This window comes from Leifsonia sp. 115AMFTsu3.1, from assembly GCF_004362795.1.
Classification (GTDB): domain Bacteria; phylum Actinomycetota; class Actinomycetes; order Actinomycetales; family Microbacteriaceae; genus Leifsonia.
Genome location: NZ_SNYB01000001.1, coordinates 2,001,293 through 2,022,197, shown reverse-complemented (window position 1 = coordinate 2,022,197; position 20,905 = coordinate 2,001,293). Strand labels below are relative to the sequence as shown.

At 71.1% G+C, this 20,905-nt stretch carries 14 protein-coding genes; 6 read left to right on the top strand and 8 right to left on the bottom strand.

What is annotated here, in order from left to right:
* Positions 1-28: 28 nt before the first annotated feature.
* From AXZ95_RS09770 to AXZ95_RS09745, 6 genes are all read right to left on the bottom strand, one after another.
* Positions 29-5,953, bottom strand: a complete 5,925-nt coding sequence (locus AXZ95_RS09770) for an Ig-like domain-containing protein (RefSeq protein ID WP_018190855.1) — start codon at positions 5,951-5,953, stop codon at positions 29-31.
* Complete coding sequence (locus AXZ95_RS09765) at positions 5,950-7,401, bottom strand: serine/threonine-protein kinase (RefSeq protein WP_018190854.1); 1,452 nt, start codon at positions 7,399-7,401, stop codon at positions 5,950-5,952. The genes AXZ95_RS09770 and AXZ95_RS09765 overlap by 4 nt, the downstream gene beginning before the upstream one ends.
* Positions 7,402-7,511: 110 nt before the next feature.
* Positions 7,512-8,348, bottom strand: a complete 837-nt coding sequence (locus AXZ95_RS09760; RefSeq protein ID WP_018190853.1) for a protein phosphatase 2C domain-containing protein — start codon at positions 8,346-8,348, stop codon at positions 7,512-7,514.
* A complete protein-coding gene (locus tag AXZ95_RS09755; RefSeq protein ID WP_043742296.1) occupies positions 8,345-9,553 on the bottom strand; it encodes an FHA domain-containing protein in 1,209 nt (402 codons plus the stop codon). Before AXZ95_RS09755 ends, AXZ95_RS09760 begins: the two co-directional genes overlap by 4 nt.
* A 91-nt stretch (positions 9,554-9,644) precedes the next feature.
* Positions 9,645-10,361, bottom strand: coding sequence for a cache domain-containing protein (locus tag AXZ95_RS09750; RefSeq protein WP_018190851.1), 717 nt, complete (start codon positions 10,359-10,361; stop codon positions 9,645-9,647).
* Complete coding sequence (locus AXZ95_RS09745) at positions 10,354-11,139, bottom strand: GntR family transcriptional regulator (protein WP_018190850.1); 786 nt, start codon at positions 11,137-11,139, stop codon at positions 10,354-10,356. Before AXZ95_RS09745 ends, AXZ95_RS09750 begins: the two co-directional genes overlap by 8 nt.
* Before the next feature lie 66 nt (positions 11,140-11,205).
* On the opposite strand from AXZ95_RS09745, the gene AXZ95_RS09740 reads away from it, so the two are divergent.
* The 3 genes from AXZ95_RS09740 (at position 11,206) to AXZ95_RS09730 (ending at position 15,017) form a co-directional block, all read left to right on the top strand.
* Positions 11,206-12,381: a CoA transferase gene (locus AXZ95_RS09740; RefSeq protein WP_133638822.1), complete on the top strand. Its 1,176-nt coding sequence runs from the start codon at positions 11,206-11,208 to the stop codon at positions 12,379-12,381.
* Between the two features lie 63 nt (positions 12,382-12,444).
* Positions 12,445-13,608, top strand: a complete 1,164-nt coding sequence (locus tag AXZ95_RS09735; protein WP_018190848.1) for an acyl-CoA dehydrogenase family protein — start codon at positions 12,445-12,447, stop codon at positions 13,606-13,608.
* Complete coding sequence (locus AXZ95_RS09730) at positions 13,605-15,017, top strand: aldehyde dehydrogenase (NADP(+)) (RefSeq protein ID WP_018190847.1); 1,413 nt, start codon at positions 13,605-13,607, stop codon at positions 15,015-15,017. Before AXZ95_RS09735 ends, AXZ95_RS09730 begins: the two co-directional genes overlap by 4 nt.
* Before the next feature lie 85 nt (positions 15,018-15,102).
* Here AXZ95_RS09730 and AXZ95_RS09725 read toward each other — a convergent pair whose 3' ends face one another.
* Both AXZ95_RS09725 and AXZ95_RS09720 read right to left on the bottom strand, forming a co-directional pair.
* Complete coding sequence (locus AXZ95_RS09725; RefSeq protein WP_231374400.1) at positions 15,103-15,861, bottom strand: S1 family peptidase; 759 nt, start codon at positions 15,859-15,861, stop codon at positions 15,103-15,105.
* Between the two features lie 45 nt (positions 15,862-15,906).
* Complete coding sequence (locus AXZ95_RS09720) at positions 15,907-17,373, bottom strand: gamma-aminobutyraldehyde dehydrogenase (protein WP_018190845.1); 1,467 nt, start codon at positions 17,371-17,373, stop codon at positions 15,907-15,909.
* 89 nt (positions 17,374-17,462) lie between these two features.
* Between AXZ95_RS09720 and AXZ95_RS09715 the strand changes: the two genes are divergently transcribed.
* The 3 genes from AXZ95_RS09715 (at position 17,463) to AXZ95_RS09705 (ending at position 20,821) form a co-directional block, all read left to right on the top strand.
* Positions 17,463-17,945 carry an Lrp/AsnC family transcriptional regulator gene (locus tag AXZ95_RS09715; protein ID WP_018190844.1) on the top strand — a complete coding sequence of 161 codons (483 nt, stop codon included), beginning with the start codon at positions 17,463-17,465 and terminating at the stop codon, positions 17,943-17,945.
* Between the two features lie 2 nt (positions 17,946-17,947).
* Positions 17,948-19,363, top strand: coding sequence for an aspartate aminotransferase family protein (locus AXZ95_RS09710; RefSeq protein ID WP_018190843.1), 1,416 nt, complete (start codon positions 17,948-17,950; stop codon positions 19,361-19,363).
* Positions 19,364-19,432: 69 nt separating this feature from the next.
* The gene (locus tag AXZ95_RS09705) at positions 19,433-20,821 is read left to right on the top strand and encodes an FAD-dependent oxidoreductase (protein WP_018190842.1); all 1,389 of its coding nucleotides are present in this window, start codon (positions 19,433-19,435) and stop codon (positions 20,819-20,821) included.
* Positions 20,822-20,905: the final 84 nt, after the last annotated feature.

Genomic DNA, 20,905 nt, shown 5'->3' with positions numbered 1-20,905 from the left:
CACATCTCATCAGTATGGCGTCCTGCACTCATTGCAGACTCGATCCCGGGTACGGCTGGCTGTACGTGTCGGACCCGCTGACCACGCGCACGACCAGCGTCGGCGACGGGTCGTTCGCCGGCGCCGTGCAGGACGCGGTCTGCCCGACCGGCGGCATGGGCAGCTGGGTCGTCCCGTCGCAGCTGTAGGTGACGGCGTCGTACTGTCCGGTCGGCCAGCTGGTCCAGGTGAACACGTGGCTGGCGGGGTCGTAGCGGCCACCGCCGATGGCGAGGCTCACCGCGACGCCGAGGTCCTGCGTCGCCGATTGGTCGGAGCAGAGCGGCGCGCTGTCCGTGTAGCTCTCGCAGACCCGGGTGATCCTGACGGTGAGCGGCATCCCGTAGTGGTTGCCGCCGGAGCCGGTGAGGACGCCGGACGTCCCCGCGAGCTGACCCGAGTCCACGACGGTGTTCCCGCTGAGCAGCTGATAGTCGAAGACCGGGTTTGAGCCGCCGCCCGCACGGTAGGAGATGGAGACGCCGAAGTCGACGGTGTCGCCGTTCTGCGTGCGTCCGGTGACCGCGATCTGGTTCACGTCGCCGGGCGCCTGGCGCGGAGTCGCACTCACGACGGCGGCGGGTGTGCAGCCCTGACCGTTGTAGGCGTAGACGATGAAGTTGTAGGTGCGGTTCGGGTTGAGCCCGTCGAAGGTCGTGCTGCCGCCCTGCACGCGGGTGAGGCCGCCGGTGCTGAGCGTCGGCTGGCCGTCCTCGACGCCGTCCACCCGGCAGAAGGTGGGATTGCCGCCCTGGAACACGGCGACGTAGTACGCCGTGATCGCCGTGCCGTTGTCGCCGAAGACGTTCGACCAGCTGAGCGTGGCGCTGGTGCCGTCCGTCGTGCTCGGGGTGGCGACGGGGGCGATGCCCGTCGTGGTCGGCGCCCCCGCAGGCACGCCGCTCCCCTGGCTCTGGTTCCAGGTGGTCCTGCCCTGGTAGAAGTCGTTGCGCGAGGCGACCGTGAAGCCGATCGCCGCGCCGTTCGCGATCCCCGGGTCGGTCACGTTGAGCGCGTACCGGGTGCCGACCGGATCGGTGCCCGGCACCTGGATGGCCTTCGTCACGCCGCCCACCGACACAACGTACGAGGTGATCGGGCTGGCCCCCGCGGCGTCGGCCGGCTTCGCCCAGGTGACCCGGAGGCCCTGGTCGAGCGGCGTCGACGAGAGGGCGGCAGGAGCGTTCGGCACCACATCCGACCACACCGGTTCGGCATACGTCGTCGGGTCCGAGAGTCCGAGTGCGTTCTTCGCGCGCACGCTGAAGGTGACGGAATTGGACGGCCCGTTGCCCGGTGTGGTGATCGCGCAGGTCGTCGTCGCGCACGGCGTGGTGGACAGCACCGCACCGGTCGACGCCGACGCCATAGTCACCTCGAAGCCGGTGATCGGCGAGTTGTTGAAGGCACCGGGGATCCAGGTGAGCGTCAGGCTGCGGTCGGCGATCGCGCTGATCTGCACGTTCGACACCGGAGCGGGGCGGTCCTGAACCGAGACCGTCACCGTTCCCCAGACGTACCGGTCCGGGTCGCCGGTCGCGTCGGCGACTTCGTACTGCAGCGTGGTGTCGGCGGCGGCCGCGGTCTGCGAGACGGTGATCTGGAGCTCCGAGTTGTCGGCACTCGGCGTGATGCTGACGCCGTCCGGCAGCCCGGCGCCGAGGCCGCGCACGGCGACGACGCGCAGCGGCTTGCCCGGGAACGGGTTGGTCGCGCCGTCATTGGCCAGCACATCCACCGTCGACGTCTGCCCGCGCGGCGCGATCACCCGGTCGGGCTGCGGACTCGCGAGCGGACGCGTCGAGGGCACGACCGAGATGTCGATGCGCCCGGCCTGCCCGGCGTTCACGGCATCCTTCACGCCGATGGAGAGCGACGGCCGCGTGCCCTTCTCGGCGTCGGCGGCCACGGTCACGGTCAGCTTCTGCCCGTTCAACGACGCGGAGACACCGGCGGGTCGCGGATCCTGGATGGAGTACACCAGCTCGCCGACGTCCTTGGCGTACGGGTACTTGGTCACCTTGGTCAGGTCGATCGTCTTCGTCTGGCCCGGCTCGAAGTCGATGAGCGCCCCGGTGAACACCGGCGGCTGGTTCTCGCGCGGCGTCACCTCGATCGGGAGCACGATCGTCGCGACGTTGCCGTCCGGGTCGGTCGCGCTGGTGCCGTCCGTCACCTGGAACGAGATGGAGGCCGGCCCGAAGTACCGTGGCGACGACGTGAACTGGAGGGTGTCGCTCCCGGCGACCAGGTCGTCCCCGTTGGCGTGGGTGGCACGCACGGTCGCGGCGTCGGTCAGCCGTACCTTCCGGTCGCCGACGGCCACGATGTAGTCGTTCAGGTGGATGGTCAGGGTCTTCTCGCTGACCACCGTCAGTTTGGGCGCACCCCGCTTCAGCTGGGGCAGGGCGTCGTTGTAGCCGGGCACTCGCACGAACCCGTAGGCGACGACGGTCTCGTCCTCCGGGTTGGCGACCCGGAACGGCACGATCTGGCTCTTCGCGCCGATCGCGATCCGGATGCGCTTCGACGAGGTGACCTGCGCATCGCTGGTGTAGCCGGGCACCAGCGACAGCTTCAGGCTCGAGACCGGTCCGTCGGCGAAGAACACGTTGGCCAGCACGTTCACGTCGACCCGGTCCTTGCCGAGGATGTCGGAGAGGCCGAGCGTCGTGTCCGAGACGACGGGACGGGCGGGAGGCGCGTTCTTGTCGACCGTGAGCCGCAGGAAGGCCTGGCTCGTGCCGCCTCGCTCGTTCTGGATCGTGTAGAGGAAGCCGTAGGCGCCCTCGGCCTGCGGCGCGGTGACGGTGACGACCTCGCCGCTGATCTTCGCCTTCGCCTTGCCGTCGAGCGACGTCACCGCCGTGACGCTGAGCGGGCTGCCGTCGGGGTCGCTGTCGTTGGCGAGCACCTGCACCGACAGGGTCCGGCCCGGCCGGGCCGTCACGTCGTCCTCGACCGCGATGGGGTTGCGCGCGCCCTCGACCCGGGCGGCGATACCCACGCGGACCGTCCCGGTGGCACGGGCTCCGAGCGCGTCGACCACGGCGTACGTGAAGGTGTCGGTGCCTGCCGCGTAGTCACCGGCCTGGAAATCCATCCAATCGGGCCCGGACGCGATCACGGCGCCCTTCTGCGGGTTCGTCTCCTGGCCGATGAACTGGACGGAGTCGCCGTCGGGGTCGATCCCGGACAGCGGGACGGTGATGCGGACCGTGTCGCCGGCGAGCACGCGGGCGGTGACGGTCTTGGGCACGGGCGGGTTGTTGGTGGCGGCGTCGCGCTCGCGCACCGCGATGGTCGCCTCGGCCGTCGCCCACTGGCCGTCGGCGCCGTAGACCTTGTACGCGGCGGTGTAGTTGCCGGGCTTCCCAGGCGCGAGGTACCGGAGATGGTCGCCGCTGGCGAACAGCAGCCCGGCGCCGCTCGGCAGCGGCGTGGCCAGCGTCGGGTCGAGGGTGAGCTTGTCGCCGTCCGGCTGCACGTCGTTGGCGAGCACGGGGATGTCGACCACGTCGTTCACCCGGACCGAGACGCTGTCGGGAGCGGCGATCGGCGGTTGGTGCACCGTCAGCGGCGGGAGCTGGACGACGGTGACCGTGCCGGTCGTGTCGGCCAGGCCGTTGCTGAGCCGGTAGTGGAAGTCGACGGGGCCCTCGAGCGGTCGGCTCAGAGTGACGCGGAGGGTGCGCTGCTGCAGCACCTGGACGCGGACGCCGGTCGCGGCGTCCGGCTCCGTCACCCCGGTGACGAGCAGCACGCCGCCGGACGGGTCGATGTCGGTCGCCAGGACGTCGACGTCCTGTGTCGACTGCTCGCGGATGAACGCGGTGTGCGGCACCGCGATCGGTGCGGTCTTGGCTCCGGGCGGCGCCTTCACCTCGACCCGGACGACGCCCGTCGCCGTCACGATGCCGTCGGTGACCGAGTACTCGATGTTGTGCGTCCCGGCCTGGTCGGACTCGAAGCGGAAGGTTCCGCCCTGATAGTCCGGCGTGATCGTCGCGTCCGCCTTGGTCGGGACGGTGCTCAGGCGAACGGTGCCGTTGCCGCCGCGCACGTGGTCGAGCGGCGCGACCGTCACCTCCTGCCCCTGATAGGCCACCACGGCGAAGGGATCGGCGATGATCGGCACCTGGCCGGGGGCGCGCACGGTGACGGCGAGCAGGCCGGCGGCCTCTGCGCGCCCGTCCGAGAGCGTGAGAGCGACATCCTTCACCCCCTCGCCATCGCCGTGGTCGGAGTAGGCGACCTGGCCCTGCGGCGTGAACGTCACGGTGTCCGGAGCGGGGACGGATGCCCCGGCGAGGTAGAAGGAGTCGCCGTCGGGGTCGTAGCAGTCGCCCAGCACGGGAGCCGACACGCGGCCTCCGGACTGCACGACGGCCTTCGCGTTGCGCACGCACACCGGTGGGCTGTTCTCGGCCGAGGTCCGCACCGCGACGGTCACGTGGGCTGTCGCGGTCCCGCCGCGGCCGTCCGAGATCGTGTAGTCGAAGGCGATCGTCCCGGTGGCCGTGTCGGGGAGGGAGAGCTGGAGCTGCTGGTCGGCGTTGGTGAGCTCGATCGTGCCCTGGTTCGACGGCACCGCGGTGAACGAGTCGATCGTCAGCACGTCGCCGTTGGGGTCGTAGTCGTTCAGGAGCACCGGCAACGGCGTCACGCGTCCGGGCCGGGCACCGAAGGAGTCGGCGACGGCGACGGGAGGCTGCTCCTGCTTCTCGTACTGCGGAGCGTCATCCTGTTTGGTCTGGTTGACGAGCTCCTGCGTGGTCTTCTTCGACACCAGCTCGTCCCAGTTGTCGATGCGGGCGTTTCCGCTCTGCACCGCCCAGGAGACGCCGGAGCGGGCGTCGTTCAGCACGACGCGGTCGCCGTTCACACGGAAGCCGAGCACGGCGCCGGACGGCACATCCTTCAGGGTCGACCGCTCGCCCGAACCCGACGCCGACCCCGACGCCGAGCACGACCGCCAGGCCGTCCCGTCGTTCCAGGCGGCGTAGGTGCAGCCGTCGACCGTCACCGGCGCGGCCGGCGCACCGGACTGCCGGGCCAACGCACGCGTCGCCGACCCGCCGTCGAGCGGCACCCGGATCAGCCCGGCGGTGGAGGCGATGAACACGGCGTCCCCATCCGCCGACGGCTGCTGCAGCACCGGATCGTCGCCCTCGGGCAGGAAGGCGGCGAGGCTGACCGTCCGGCCCTCCATCGACAGCGTGCGCGCCGACGGGTCGAGCAGGGCCCAGTGGCCGCCCACCGAGGTGAGCGAGACATCCGCTCCATCGCCCCGCGTGCGCAGAGTCTCGGTCGTCGTGGACGGCTCGGCGCCGTCGAGGGCGACACGCACCAGCGCACGGGTCGACGGCTGGTACGCGAACAGCACGCCGGACGGGTCCATCGCCGACACCGCGCGGCCGCCGAGGTCGATCGTGGCCGCCGAGCCGGAGTTGAAGTCCTCCAGCTGGTCGACGCCGGTCAGCCACAGCTGGCCCGTCGTCTGGGACAGCAGCGCGACGTGGCCGTCGGCCAGCGACACCTGCGGTGCACGCGGCGGGAGCGCGACCGACTTGCCGGCCTCCGCGGTGGCCGGGTCCACCACCGCGACCGTGTTCGCCTCCCGGTCGAGCAGGAGCACGTCGGTGCCATCCTGGACGACGTCGAGCGCCTCGCCGGTGCCGGCCACCACCGAGTTCAGCTTGTCGATCTCGGTGTTCGCCCGGCCGAGCGACTTCTTGGCGTCGCTCGCGACCCAGACCGAGGCGTCATCGAGCCGCAGGTGCTGCGCGCTGTAGCCGCCCGAGACGACGGCGAGCGTCGTCACCAGAGCGGCCACCGCCGTCCCGCTCACGGCTGTTGCCGCGATGGACTTGTGCGCGGCGAGCCAGGAGCCGATGGCGCCGAGGCGGGTCACGTCCCGCCCGTCCCTTCGACGCATTTCTGCCCGCTCGGAGTGCCGGTCTTGCCGTCGCGGTTCACCGTAACCGTGACGCAGACGGTCTGACCCGACTTCGCATCCACGCGGAACTCGGTCGCATGCTGGCTGCTGGGCGGCTGGTCATCGACCGTGACCTGGTACGTGTCGCCCTCCTGCAGCCCTGGGTCGGTCCAGGTGAACACGATGGTGCTGCCGGTCACGCGGCCGCTGAGGTCGCGGACGGTCGGGATGTCGTCGCTGGCCCCGGCCCGGACGAGCACGATGGAAGCCGTCACGGCGAGCACGACGACGAGCACGGCGCAGGCGACGAGCGAGAGCACGAGAGCGCGCGAGGTCTTCGACGGGGCGGCCTGTTGCGGCGTCTGCGCGCTTCCGCTCTCGCGGACGACGGTCCGGGTCGGTGCGCGGGTGACCGTCGCCGAGGCAGGGGCCGCTCGGCGGCGACGGCGACGCGCTCCGGGGTCGACGGCCACCACGCCCTTCACGCGGGTGCGGTCCTCCGGGTCGCCGGCCGTCGCCAGGGCCCAATCGTCCATGGCGACCTCGATGGGCGTCTGCGGCAGCCCGAGCTCGCTCTCCACCGCCTGCAGCTCGCGGATGAACTCCAGCGCGCTCCTCTGTCGTTGGGAGGGGCGGCGCGACATCGCGCGCATCAGCACCTGCTCCAGCCGCGGCGGGACGTCGGCCCGCCCGATCGGGAGGGGCCGGCTCTTGGTGATGCGCTGGATGAGCTCGGCGGACGTGTTCTCCTTGCCCGGCACCTCGAACGGCGAACGCCCGGCGAGCAGCGAGTACAGGGTGGCGCCGAGCGACCAGACCTCGCTCGCGATCGTCCCGCTCGTCTCGTCGAGCAGCACCTCGGGAGCCGACCACGGGATGGAGAGGCCGATCGCCTCGGTGACGTCGGCCTCACTCAGGGTGGCCGCGATGCCGAAGTCGCTCAGCACCGGGTGACCGTAGGCCGTGCTCAGGATGTTGGACGGCTTGATGTCGCGATGCAGCACTCCCGCCCGGTGGGCGGTCTCGACCGCGCTGGCGATGCGCACGCCGGTGCTCAGCGCCTCCGGCACCGACAGCGGCTCGGTGCGGTACCGCTGGCCGATCGCCGCCGAGCAGAGCTCCATGACCAGGTACGGCCGCCCGTCGGAGGAGACGCTGGCCTGATAGACGGTGAGGATCGAGGGATGCGTGCTCAGCTGCGCCATCAGGTTGGCCTCGGCCTGGAACATCTGCTTGACCTGGCTCGTGACCACCTCGGCGAGCATCACTTTGACCGCCACCTGACGTCGCGGCATGTTCTGCTCGTACAGGAAGACGTCGGCGAAGCCGCCGGAACCCAGCACCCGGACGTAGGAGAAACCGGGGAGGTTCGGCGGCTGGGACGGCAAACGCCGGGCCATCGGCTCCTCCCGTTCGTCGATCACGCCTTCGCCGCTGCGAGGCGTCTGACAATTGTAGGCAGCCGGATACCGCCGCCGACCGGCCCGGACCCGCACTGGGGACAACTCGATTACCCCCAAGTCGGGGGGCAGAATCAGTGGCGGCGAGCGGCCCTGCGGGAGACGCCTTCGCGGTGCGCTCCGGACTCCGGGGTCGCCAGCACGTCGACGACCACGACGGTCACGTTGTCGCGCCCGCCGTTGCCGAGTGCCGCATCCATCAGCTGCTGCGCCGCATCGAGCGGAGAGGAGCCTTCGCCGAGGAAGTAGCGGATGCCGTGCTCGGTGAGCTCCTTCGTCAGGCCGTCCGAGCACACCAGCAGCCGGGAGCCGGCGACGATCGGCAGCAGGAAGTAGTCGGGGACCGGGTCCTCGTTGAATCCGACCGCGCGCGTGATGACGTTGCTGTGCGGGTGCACCTCGGCCTCCGCCGGGGTGATGGCACCGGCATCCAGCAGCTCCTGGACGATCGAGTGGTCGACGGTGAGCTGCTCCAGCGTCCCGTCGCGGTAGCTGTAGACGCGGGAGTCTCCGATGTTGAACACCAGCCAGTACGGGTTGCCGTCGACCAGCGTGAGGGCGATGCCGGTGACCGTCGTGCCCGTTCCGAGGTCGGTCTGGCCCACGCCGCGGGTCATGTCGTCGACCGCCGAGCGGAGCGCCTCGGTGAGGGCGAGCTCTCCGACGAAGTCGGCCTTCACCTTCTCGGCGAGACGCGTGACCACCGCAGTACTCGCGAAGTCTCCTGCGGTGTGGCCGCCCATCCCGTCGGCGACGGCGAAGATCGGGGACCGCGCGAGGAGGCTGTCCTCGTTCACGCTGCGGCGATATCCGGTGTCGCTGAGGGCGGCCCAGGAGAGGCTGATGCGGGCGTCGGGATCGCCGGGGACAGCCACGGTGTGGCGTCTGCTGCTGCGACCGATCTGGGTCACTCGCGTCCTTCGTCTCTGCGGGCGGTGATCTCGATGATATTACCGTCGCCGATCTCCACCCTCGCTCCGGCGAGCACGACGGACGACTCCCCCGGCCGCAGCCGCTGCGCGCCGGTGGGACCGGTCACCACGGTCCCGTTCGTCGAGCGGAGGTCGGTGACGACGACCGCGTCCCCCGACTGCTCGATGCGGACGTGCGTCGACGACACCTCCTGGCTGGGCGACGGGACGGTGACGAGGCGCGGCTCCACGCCGGAGTCGACACGCTGCGGGGCCGGCCGTCGACCGATCAGGACGGGCACGTCGAGCGCGATCGTGTCCCCCGACGGCAGGCGGGCAGCGAACGTCGCGCGGGGCGGCGGCAGCACCACCGGCTCCGTCGGCGGAGAGACCTCATCCGTGCGGATCGTCAGCGGCCCAGCGGGCGCGACCGGCGTGTCGCGAGCCGGGGCGATGATGGCCGGAATCGCGGGTTCGTCGATGTCGACAGCGCCGGGGAGCTCGTGCGGGGCGGGATGCGCGGCGGGCGGCACGATCTCCGAGTCAGCTCCGGCATCCCCGGCGCCCGCGTCGCCGGCATCGCCCGCGCCTCCGGCTCCCCCGAACAAGCTGGAGCTCTGATTGCGGTCACGGATGATCGTCTCTTCCGCGGCCGGTCCCGTCACGGCTGCGGCCGCGACCGGAGCCTCCCGGCTGCGCTCGGCGCGCTCGATCGGCTGCAGCGTCCAGGTCAGGAGCTCGCCGTCGGTCACCCCGACCCGCAGCGGTAGCGACCCGATGGAGAGCCGGGCGACCGGTCCCGTCGGCGCGTCGTCGCCCTGCAGAACCAGGCCCGTCACGGTGCGGAACTCGGCCAGCACCCACGGCTGGACGCCTCCCGCCGAGAACCGGCGTGCACCGCCGACCGAGAACACGTCGACGGCGGCCGAGCCGCGCACCACCGCCGTCACGGTGACTTCGCCCGCGGCGTTGGGCTCGGCGATCTCCGCGACGGCGAAGGAGCGGACGCTGTCCGGCCCGGCGAGCGGGAAGGCTCCAACGACGGATTCGATGGTCGCGAGCTCGGAGTCCGCCAGCCAGTACACGGCATCCACGATCTCGTCGGAGGCCGTGCTCTCGACCGCGGCCACGAACCGGCGACCCGCGATGAGCAGCCACCGGGACGGGCCGGCCGTCGGCGCATACCGGATGAAGCCGCCAGTCATCGTCGGCTCCTCCTGGTCGTCCGTGTGCTCCCCGGCGGCCGTCGGCCGCCGGTCGCGCATTGCGCTGGTCGATGCGAGTGTAGCCCGCCGTTCAGACTCCGGTCGCCACCAGCCGGAACGTCGTCCCCGCGCACTCTTCCGCGTCGGGGCCGACGGGGATGACCGTCCCGGCCGGCACGGCCGGATCTGTGGACACCGTCACGCGGCCGTGCTCGTTGACGAGCGCCAGCGGCCGGTCGCTCGCGAGCATGGCCGGGAGCAGCTCCCGCTCGAGGCGCTTGACGTACACATCCACACCCACGACGCCGAGCATCCGCCCGTCGTACTCGACCGGCGACGTCACCGTGACGATGTAGTCGCACGCGCACAGGTGGTCAACGTACGGGCCGGTGATGTGCGTCCGGTGCGTCGACTGGGGGACGCTGTACCACTCCAGCGACCGGAAGTCGCGCAGGTAGTCGGAGTACGAGCGCGCGGCGAGGTCGAGCTTCGAGGGCGCCCGTGTCGCGCCGAACACCGGGTTGTCGTCGAGCGGACCGAGCCACCAGCAGAACCGGACGTCGGTGCCGCCGGTCAGTTCGGGCGCGGCGACGAAGCCCGCGCCGATGAGCAGCGGGTCGTCGGCCGCGAGGGCCGGAAGCACCAGTGCGGCGACCCGGTCGTCGAGCGAGGTCGCCCCGGCCGGCTCGTCGGCGAGAATCGCCTCGCGCCATCCGCCGAGGGTGTCGTGGATGCGCGCAAAGAGCTCCGAGACCCGGACTGCCGCAGTCGGGACCGTCGACACGGCCGCCGTCGTCGTCTCAGCCATCGATCGTCCTTCCCCGCTCGATCCGCGCCTTCGCGGCGAGCAACCATCGGGCCACCTCATCCAGCAGCCCGCTCACCCGGGCACGAGCGGTCGCGGCGTCGCGCGCGGCGATCGCCTCGGTGACCTCCCGAGCGGCGGATGCGGTCGCGGCACGCAGCGCCGGGTCGCGCATCCCGAGCCACAGCAGGGGACCGAACTCCGCCTGCAGCCGCAGCTGCTCCCGCACCAGTCGTGCGGACTGGCTGAGCACGGCGAGCTCGAGCAGGAACCCGCCGGCATTGCGCCGCGCCTCGGCGGGCGCGGAGAAGTCCGCGGCCGCTAGCCAGGAGCGCAGCCGGTCGTCGTCGGCGGGTGTTGAACGCTCGGCGGCGCGGTCGGCGCACCCAGCGGCGATCGTCGTCACGTAGACCGCGAGGTCGCTGAGCTCGACCTGCGAGAGCCCGCGCAGCCGCGCGGACAGAAAGGTGTCATCGGCTTCACCGGGATGCACGATGAAGCTGCCGCCGTCGCGCCCGCGCCGCGTCTCGACGAGCCCGGCTTGCCGGAGCATCCCGAGCCCCTCCCGCGCCGTCACCAGCGCAACACCGAAGCGGCGGGCGAGCTCGGCCTCGCTGGGGAGGCGCTCGCCGGCCCCCAGCACCCCGAGCACGATCGCATCCGTCAGCCGCCGGGCTACCTGCTCCGCCCGTCCCGCGTCGTCGAGCTGGGCGAACACGGCGTCGCGCGCGCCCGGCGCCGCGCGGCCGGTCCGTGCTGCTTCGCGCGTGGAGGTGGTCACCCGTCCACGATAACGCGATCGAATCATTCGCTATAGGATGAATTCGTGTCGAGCGAAGGAGCGAGCATGGCCGACGACCGCGGCCCCACCCCCGAGAAGCCGGAGGCGGGTGTGCTGAGCGGAGTCCGCGTGGCCGACTTCTCGCGCGTGCTCGCCGGGCCGTACGCCACCATGATGCTGGCCGACTTCGGCGCCGACGTGATCAAGATCGAGAGCCCCACCGGCGACGACACCCGTGCGTGGCGTCCTCCGGTGGACGACGCGGGCGAGTCCACGTACTTCGGTTCCGTCAACCGCAACAAGCGCTCGGTCGTCTGCGACCTCTCCACCTCCGACGGGCTCGCGACAGCGCGTCGCCTGGCGAGCACGGCCGACGTCGTGATCGAGAACTTCCGGCCGGGCGTCATGGAGCGCTTCGGCCTCGACGAGCAGACCCTTCGAGAGACGAACCCGCGGCTGGTGTTCTGCTCGATCACCGGCTTCGGGCGGGAGGCAGGTGCCGCACTCCCCGGCTACGACCTGCTCGTGCAGGCGGTCGGCGGGCTGATGAGCATCACCGGCGCGCCCGACGGCGAACCGAGCAAGGTCGGCGTCGCCGTGGTGGATGTGCTGACCGGCCTCAACGCGTTCTCCGGCATCCTGCTCGCCCTCCGCCAGCGCGACGCGACCGGGCGCGGCTCCCGGGTGGATGTGGACCTGCTCGGGTCGCTTCTGGCCGCCCTCACCAACCAGGCGTCCGGCACGCTCGCGACCGGACGCTCCCCCGCCCGCCTCGGCAACGCGCACCCGAGCATCGCGCCGTACGAGCTGTTCCGGGCGGCGGACCGCGAGCTCGTCGTCGCCGTGGGCAACGACCGCCAGTTCGCCGCGTTCGCCGGCGTCCTCGGCCATCCCGGACTCGCCGACGACGAGCGCTTCGCCACCAATGAGGCGCGCGTGCGCGACCGCCACGCGCTGCGCGGCATCCTCGAACCGCTGCTGGCCTCGCGGGCTGCCGCCGACTGGGTGGATGCGCTCACCCGTGCCCGCGTCCCGGCTGGACTCGTGAACGACATCGGCGAGGCGTTCGCGTTCGCCGAGTCGCTCGGGCTGGAGCCGGTCGTGACGAGCGTCGACCCCGAGACCGGGCGCACCTCGCGCCAGCCGGCGACGCCCATCCGGCTGGACACGGCCCCGGCTCTCCACCGCACCCCGCCCCCGCTGCTCGGCGCGCACGAGGCGCGCTGGACGGATGCGCGCTGAGCGGCCGAGCGCTGAGCGGCCGCACGACCACCCCCACCTGAATCACCCCCGAAAGGACCGACCGTGACGACGACCCTCGACGACGCGTTCAGCATCGACCACCTGCTCACCGACGAGGAGCGCGGCTGGCGTGACCGTGCGCGCGCGTTCGCGACCGAGCGCATCCGCCCGGTCATCGAGCAGGACTTCGAGGACAAGCACTTCCGCCGCGAGCTGGTGGCGGAGCTCGGCGCACTCGGCGTGCTCGGCATGCACCTGAAGGACGAGGGATGCGCGGGCGCCGGCGCCGTCAGCTACGGTCTGGTCTGCCATGAGTTGGAGGCCGCCGACAGCGGCTGGCGCACGTTCGTCTCCGTGCAGGGCTCCCTGGCGATGAGTGCGATCTCGAAGTTCGGCTCCGATGAGCAGAAGGCGGAATGGCTGCCGCCGATGGCCCGGGGCGAACGGATCGGCTGCTTCGCGCTGACCGAGCCGGAGGGCGGGAGCGACCCGGCCGCCATGCGCACGACGGCCCGCCGCGACGGCGACGACTGGGTGCTCACCGGCGTCAAGCGCTGGATCGGGCTGGCCGCCCTCGCCGATGTCGCCGTCGTCTGGGCAGCCACCGACGAGGGTGTCCGCGGCTTCCTGGTGCCGACGACCACGCCCGGGTTCTCCGCGACCGCGATCGACGGAAAGCTCTCGATGCGCGCCTCGGTGCAGTGCGATGTGGTGCTGGAGGAGGTCCGCCTCCCCGCTTCGGCTCTCCTCCCCAGAGCGCGCGGCCTCTCGGGTCCCTTCTCGTGCCTCAACGAGGCGCGCTACGGCATCGTGTGGGGTGCGATGGGCGCCGCCCGCGACTGCCTGGAGGTCTCGATCGAGCGCGCGACGACGCGCGAGGTGTTCGGCCGCCCGATCGGCGCGACCCAGCTCATCCAGGAGAAGCTGGCGAACATGCTGGTGGAGTACGAGAAGGGGATGCTGCTGGCGCTGCATCTGGGCCGCCTGAAGGAGTCGGGGCGGCTCACCCGGACGCAGATCAGCGTCGGCAAGCTGAACAGCGTGCGCGAGGCGCTGGCGATCGCCCGCGAAGCGCGCACCATCCTGGGCGGCGACGGCATCACGAACGCCTTCCCGGTCATGCGTCACATGGCCAACCTGGAGTCGGTGCGCACCTATGAGGGCACGGACGAGATCCACACGCTCGTGCTCGGCCGGGCGCTGACCGGGCTGGCGGCGTTCGCATGACCGGGATCGCGGGCGTGTCCGCGACCGCCGTGGCCGATGCGGCGGTCGCGGCCACCCGTGCCGCATCGAGCCCCACGACCCGGGAGGAGCGCGCCGGATGGCTGGAGGCGCTGGCCGACGCCCTCGACGACGACCGGGCGGAACTCGTCCGCATCGCCCAGGAGGAGACGCACCTCTCCGCAGCCCGGCTCGACGGAGAGGTCACGCGCACCGCCGCGCAGCTGCGGTTCTTCGCGGGGGTGATCCGTGAGGGCGGGTACCTCGAGGCGGTGGTCGAATCGCCCGACGCGTCACTCATCCCGCCGCGGCCGGACCTCCGCCGCATGCTGCGCCCGCTCGGCCCGGTCGCGGTGTACGCGGCGTCGAACTTCCCGTTCGCGTTCTCGGTGCTGGGCAATGACACCGCGTCAGCGCTGGCGGCCGGCTGCCCGGTGATCGTCAAGGCGCACCCCGGCCACCCCCTGCTCTCCCGCCGGACGGCCGCTCTCGCCACGCGCATCCTCCCGCCCGGCTGGTTCGCGCTCGTCGAGGGGATGGACGCGGGCACCGAACTGGTCCGCCACCCGCTCGTGCGCGCGGCCGGGTTCACGGGCTCGACCCGCGGCGGCCGGGCCCTGTACGACCTGGCCGTCTCGCGCCCCGACCCCATTCCCTTTTACGGGGAGCTCGGCAGCATTAACCCGGTCGTCGTGACCCGGACCGCCGCCGCGGAGCGCGCAGACGCGATCGGGACGGGCCTGGTCGCCTCCTTCACCCGCGACGCGGGTCAGTACTGCACCAAGCCGGGACTCGTCCTCGTGCCGTCCGGCGGCGGCGTGGAGGAGGCGGTCCGGAACGCGCTCGGAGACGCGTCGTCGAGCCGTCAGCTGACCGCCGGGATGACGGCCGCCTTCGCCGACGGCGTCGCCGCATTCTCGGCGCGCCCCTCGGTCGAGGTGCTGCGCGGGAATGCTGCCGACGGCGCGTCCGCACCGACCGTCGTGCTTGTGGACGCCGACACCTTCCTGGCCGAACCCGCACCCTTCCTCGCGGAGTGCTTCGGACCGGTCACCGTGCTGGTCCGCTACGACGACCCCCAGCAGCCGGCGCTGGTCGCAGCGCTGGAGCCGTCCCTCACCGCGACCATCCACCGCGGAACGGAGGAGGACGTCACCGCACTGGCAGCCGCTCTCTCCGCCGTCGCCGGCCGCCTCCTCTTCGACGACTGGCCGACCGGTGTCGCCATCGGCTGGGCGCAGCACCATGGCGGTGGCTGGCCGTCGACCACCGCGAGCATCCACACCTCGGTGGGCGCGACGGCCCTCCGCCGCTGGCTGACCCCGATCGCCTACCAGGACGCCCCGCAGGCCGTGCTCCCGCCCGAACTGCGCGACGGCAACCCCCTCCGCATCCCGCGCCGAGACTCCTGACCCGCCGCCCACGCCAACAGCTCCGGACTTTTTCCGCCCGACACGCCGCGGCGGGGGCGAAAAAGTCCGGAGCTGTTGACGGGGGTCAGGAGGATGCGCCCCCGGTGACCGACGCGATCCACTGGCGGGTCGCGGGGTACCAGACGTTGTAGCTGCGCGATCGCGTGGTCGGTCCGCAGGTCTGCGGGGTGATCCCCCAGGCGACGCCGACCAGGCGGTCTCCGGCCGGCGTCTCGATGATGTCGGGGCTCCCGGAGTCCCCGTAGCAGTTCCCTTCCGTGCCCGTGGCTCCCTTCGCCGTGAACTCCCAATACGGGCTCGCCCAGTCGATTCTGAAGCGGCCCTCCGTGAGGCGCTCGCCGCTCCCCTCACCTGCGCCCACGCTGATATAGGTGTCGCCCGCCACGAGCGGTGCGTCGGCCAGCGGAACGGTCGCGATACCCGGCGTCGCCGGCACGCGGATCAGCGCCATGTCGACGGTCGGATGCCGGTACGCCTGGATACCGTGGAGGGTGACCGGACGACCCTCGCCGGCCCTGGTCCATCCCGCCGTCACGACGACGTCGCGAGCGTCCCCCTGTGCGACGCAGTGGCCGGCCGTGATCGCCCACTCCGTGCCGATCATCGCGCCGCCGCACACGCCGGCAGGCCCGGACACGGTCGCGAAGTAGGGACGCTCGCCGACCGCAACCGGCGTCCCGCCGATCAGGGCGCCCGCGGGCGCGGACGGCGCGAGAGCCACGACGAGGGCGCCGGCGACAGCCGCCGCCACGGCAGCCGCACGCACGCACCGGCGCACACGGGAGCGAGAGGACAGGGTGCTGGAGTTACGAGAGAGAATCACCCGGGGAGTCTAGAGAGCACACGCGTTGTGATAACGCGCTCTGACCTAAATTCCGATGTACGACATGACGTGCTTGATGCGCGTGTAGTCCTCGAAGCCGTACACCGACAGGTCCTTCCCGTAGCCGGAGTGCTTGAACCCGCCGTGCGGCATCTCCGCGACGATCGGGATGTGCGTGTTGATCCACACGCAGCCGAAGTCGAGCCCCTTGGCGAACCGCATCGCCCGGCCGTGGTCCTTCGTCCAGACCGACGACGCCAGCCCGTACTTCACGCCGTTCGCGTTCGCCAGCGCCTCCGCCTCGTCGGTGAACCGCTGCACCGTCTGCACCGGTCCGAAGATTTCGTTCTGGACGGCCTCGTCGTCCTGCCGGAGCCCGGACACGATCGTCGCCTCCCAGAAGTAGCCGCGGTCGCCCTGGCGGTTGCCGCCCAGCTCGACGCGGGCGTGGTCGGGCAGCCGGTCGACGAATCCCGACACCTGCGCCAGCTGGTTGGCGTTGTTCAGCGGACCGTAGAGGATGCCGTCCTCCCGCGGAGCGCCGGTGCGCGCGTTCTCGCGAGCGTACTGCGCGAGGGCCGCGACGAACTCGTCGTGGATGCCGTCCTGCACGAGCAGGCGGGTCGCCGCCGTGCAGTCCTGACCGGCGTTGAAGTATCCGGCCGCGACGATTCCGGCGACCGCCTTCTCGATGTCGGCGTCGTCGAACACGATCACGGGCGCCTTGCCGCCGAGCTCGAGGTGCACCCGCTTGAGGTCGAAGGAGGCCGCACGCGCCACCTCCATGCCGGCCCGCACCGATCCGGTGATCGAGATCAGCTGCGGGATGGGGTGCGCGGTCATCGCCGCGCCGGTCGTCCGATCGCCGAGCACGACGTTGAGCACGCCCGCCGGCAGGAACTCGGCGGCGACCTCCGCGAGCAGCAGCGTCGACAGCGGGGTCGTGTCCGACGGCTTCAGCACGGTCGTGTTGCCCGCGGCCAGAGCCGGGGCGAACTTCCACACCGCCATGTTCAGCGGGTAGTTCCAGGGCGTCACCTGACCGACGACGCCGATCGGCTCGCGCCGGATGAACGAGGTGTGCTCGGGCATGTACTCCCCCGCCGACCGCCCCTCGAGATTGCGGGCGGCCCCGGCGAAGAAGCGGATCTGGTCCACCGACAGCAGGATCTCGTCCTCCACCAGGGTGGCACGCGGCTTGCCGGTGTCCTGCGACTCGGCGTCCGCGAACTCCTCGGCCCGCGCCTCCATCGCGTCGGCGATCCGGAACAGCGCGAGCTGACGTTCGGCCGGCGTGGTCTGCCCCCACGTCTGGAAGGCGCGCTCGGCGGCGGTGTACGCGTCGGCGACATCCGCCTCGGTGGAGACCGGCGCGGTGGCGTAGACCTCCTCCGTCGCCGGGTCGATCAGCGGGATGCTGCCCGTGCCGCGCGCTTCAACGGAGCGGCCGTCGACGAAGTTCCGGAGTTCGCGTGCTGAGGAGTCGGGAGCTGAGCCTTCACGAGCAGTCATGGCGGTTAGCCTACTGATTTCGTCAGCGAAACGGTCAAATTCGTGCGGAATCGCTTGCCAGACATCCAATCCACTGACAGAATCGCTCCATGAGTACCCCTCGGGCAGCGAACGGCCAGAAGGCTGCGGTCATCGACGACGTCTCCAAGGCGATCATCGAGCAACTGCAGGCGGACGGCCGCAAGTCGTACGCGGAGATCGGCAAGGCCGTCGGTCTCAGCGAGGCGGCGGTGCGCCAGCGTGTGCAGAAGCTGACCGAGTCGGGCGTGATGCAGATCGTGGCCGTGACCGACCCCATGCAGCTCGGCTTCTACCGTCAGGCGATGATCGGCGTGCGCTGCACGGGCGACACGCGTGCGGTGGCCGACAAGCTGGCGGCCATGCCGGCGGTGGATTACGTGGTGCTGACTGCCGGCACCTTCGACATCCTCGCCGAAGTGGTGTGCGAGAACGACCTCGACCTCATCACGATGCTCAACTCCGAGATCCGGACGCTGGAGGGCGTGCTCTCCACCGAGACGTTCGTGTATCTGAAACTCCACAAACAGTTCTACAACTGGGGAACGCGATAACCATGACGACAACCGTAGAAACGTTCGGCGAGCCGATCGCGGCCGAGGAGGCGGCGCTGCAGGCGAAGGCGCGCGACCACCTCTGGATGCACTTCGCCCGCCAGTCGGTGATGGAAGAGGGCCACGGCGTCCCCATCATCACGCGCGGCGAAGGCCACCACATCTGGGACTCGCACGGCAAGCAGTACATCGACGGGCTCTCCGGACTGTTCGTGGTGAACGCGGGCCACGGCCGCAAGCGTCTCGCCGAGACGGCGGCGAAGCAGGCCGAGCAGCTGGCGTTCTTCCCGATCTGGTCGTACGCCCACCCGAACGCGATCGAGCTGGCCGACCGGCTGGCCTCGTACGCGCCCGGCGACCTCAACCGCGTCTTCTTCTCCACCGGCGGCGGTGAGGCGGTCGAGACCGCGTTCAAGCTGGCCAAGTACTACTGGAAGCTGCAGGGCAAGCCGACCAAGCACAAGGTGCTGTCGCGCGCCGTGGCGTACCACGGCACCCCGCAGGGCGCCCTCGCGATCACCGGCATCCCGGCCATGAAGGAGATGTTCGAGCCGCTCACCCCCGGCGGGTTCCGCGTCCCGAACACCAACTTCTACCGTGCGGGCGAGATGGGCGCGCCGACCGACGACATCGAGGCCTTCGGCGTCTGGGCGGCGAACCGCATCGAGGAGATGATCCAGTTCGAGGGTCCCGACACCGTCGCGGCGATCTTCCTCGAGCCGGTGCAGAACTCGGGTGGATGCTTCCCGCCGCCTCCCGGGTACTTCCAGCGCGTCCGTGAGATCTGCGACAAGTACGACGTCCTCATGGTCAGCGACGAGGTCATCTGCGCGTTCGGCCGTATCGGCCACATGTTTGCCTGCGATGAGTACGGCTACGTCCCGGACATGATCACCTGCGCGAAGGGCATGACCAGCGGGTACTCCCCCATCGGCGCCACGATCATCAGCGACCGCATCTACGAGCCCTTCAAGCACGGCAACACGTCGTTCTACCACGGCTACACGTTCGGCGGTCACCCGGTCTCGGCCGCGGTGGCGCTGGAGAACCTCGACATCTTCGAGGAGGAGCAGCTCAACGAGCGCGTCCGCGAGAACTCCCCGCTGTTCCGCGCCGAGCTCGAGAAGCTCCTCGACCTGCCGATCGTCGGCGACGTCCGGGGCGCCGGCTACTTCTTCGGCATCGAGCTGGTGAAGGACAAGAACACCAAGGAGACCTTCAACGACGACGAGTCGGAGCGTCTGCTCCGCGGGTTCCTGTCGAAGGCCCTGTTCGACGCCGGCCTGTACTGCCGCGCCGACGACCGTGGAGACCCCGTGGTGCAGCTCGCCCCGCCGCTCACCATCGGCCCGAGCGAGTTCGTCGAGATCCGCCAGATCCTGGAATCGGTGCTGACGGAGGCCTCGAACCACCTGTAAGACCCCCAAAGGACGAATCCGGGACTGCTCACGCGGTCCCGGATTCGCGCCTTAACGAGAAGGAGCGCAATGGACTACCGCACGGTCGGCTTCTGGTTCGACTCCATCGCCGCCGACGAGGACGGCTTCCGCCCCCGGCCCGGCCTCGACGCCGATGCCGATGTGGATGTCACCATTGTCGGCGCCGGTCTCACCGGCCTCTGGACCGCCTACTACCTGCAGGAGCGCGACCCGTCTCTGCGCATCCTGCTGCTGGAGAAGGAGGTCGCCGGTTTCGGTGCGTCCGGCCGCAACGGCGGCTGGTGCTCCTCCCTTTTCCCGTGGTCCGCCTCGAAGCTCGACGCGCGGTACGGCCGGGATGCGGCCGTGGGCATGCGCCAGGCGATGGTCGACACCGTCGACGAGGTCGGGCGGGTCGCCGAGACCGAAGGCGTCGACATCGACTTCGCTCGCGGCGGCACGGTGACGTTCGCCCGATCGAAGCCGCAGGTCGCGGCCGCGCGCGCCGAGTTCGAGGAGTCGGAGCGCTACGGCGTCGACCGCGTGGCGCTGTGGGGCACGGAGACGGTCCGGTCGCGGTTCGGGGTGCGGGATGCGCTGGCCGCGACGTACACGCCGGCGTGCGCGCGCATCCACCCGGCCAAGCTCGTGCGCGGTCTCGCCCGGGTCGTCGAACGCCGCGGAGCGACCATCGCGGAGGGCACCGAGGTGCTGTCGTGGGACGCCGGGACGGTGCAGGTGCGCTCCGGCGGTTCCGCGCGCACGGTCCGAGCGGGCACCGTGGTGAACGCGACCGAGGGATACGGCTCGCAGCTTCCGCAGGTGGGCCGCCGCATCCTCCCGCTCTACTCGCTGATGATCGCCACCGAGCCGCTGCCCGACGCCACGTGGGAGCGCATCGGCATCGAACACGGGCAGACGTTCACCGACTTCCGGAACCTCATCGTCTACGGGCAGCGGACCGCCGACAACCGGTTCGCGTTCGGGGGCCGCGGCGCGCGGTACCACCTGGGGAGCGCCATCCGGCCGGGACACGACCGGTCGCCGCGCGTGCGCGACCACCTCATCCACACGCTCTACGACCTCTTCCCGGACGCCGCGGGGGCCAGGATCACGCACCACTGGGGCGGACCGCTCGGCGTTCCACGCGACTGGCACGCGAGCGTCGGATACGACCGGGATGCGCGCGAGGCCTGGGCGGGCGGTTACGTCGGAGACGGGCTGAGCACCACGAACCTGGCCGGGCGTACACTGGCGGACCTGCTCACCGGATCCCGCACCGACCTGACCATGCTGCCGTGGGTCGGGCACCGCTCACCGCGGTGGGAGCCCGAGCCGCTCCGATTCGCCGGGGCCAACGCGGGCCTCGTCGCGATGGAGTCCGCCGACCTGGAGGAGTCGGTCACCCGTCGCGCCTCCGTCATCGCGCGCACCCTCTCCCCCCTCATCGGCCACTGACCCGCCCCCTCTCAAACGCCTCCGCCCACCGTCGAGTCCGCAAACTTTGCACGCACGCGTGGCGCGTCGTGTGCAAAAAGTGCG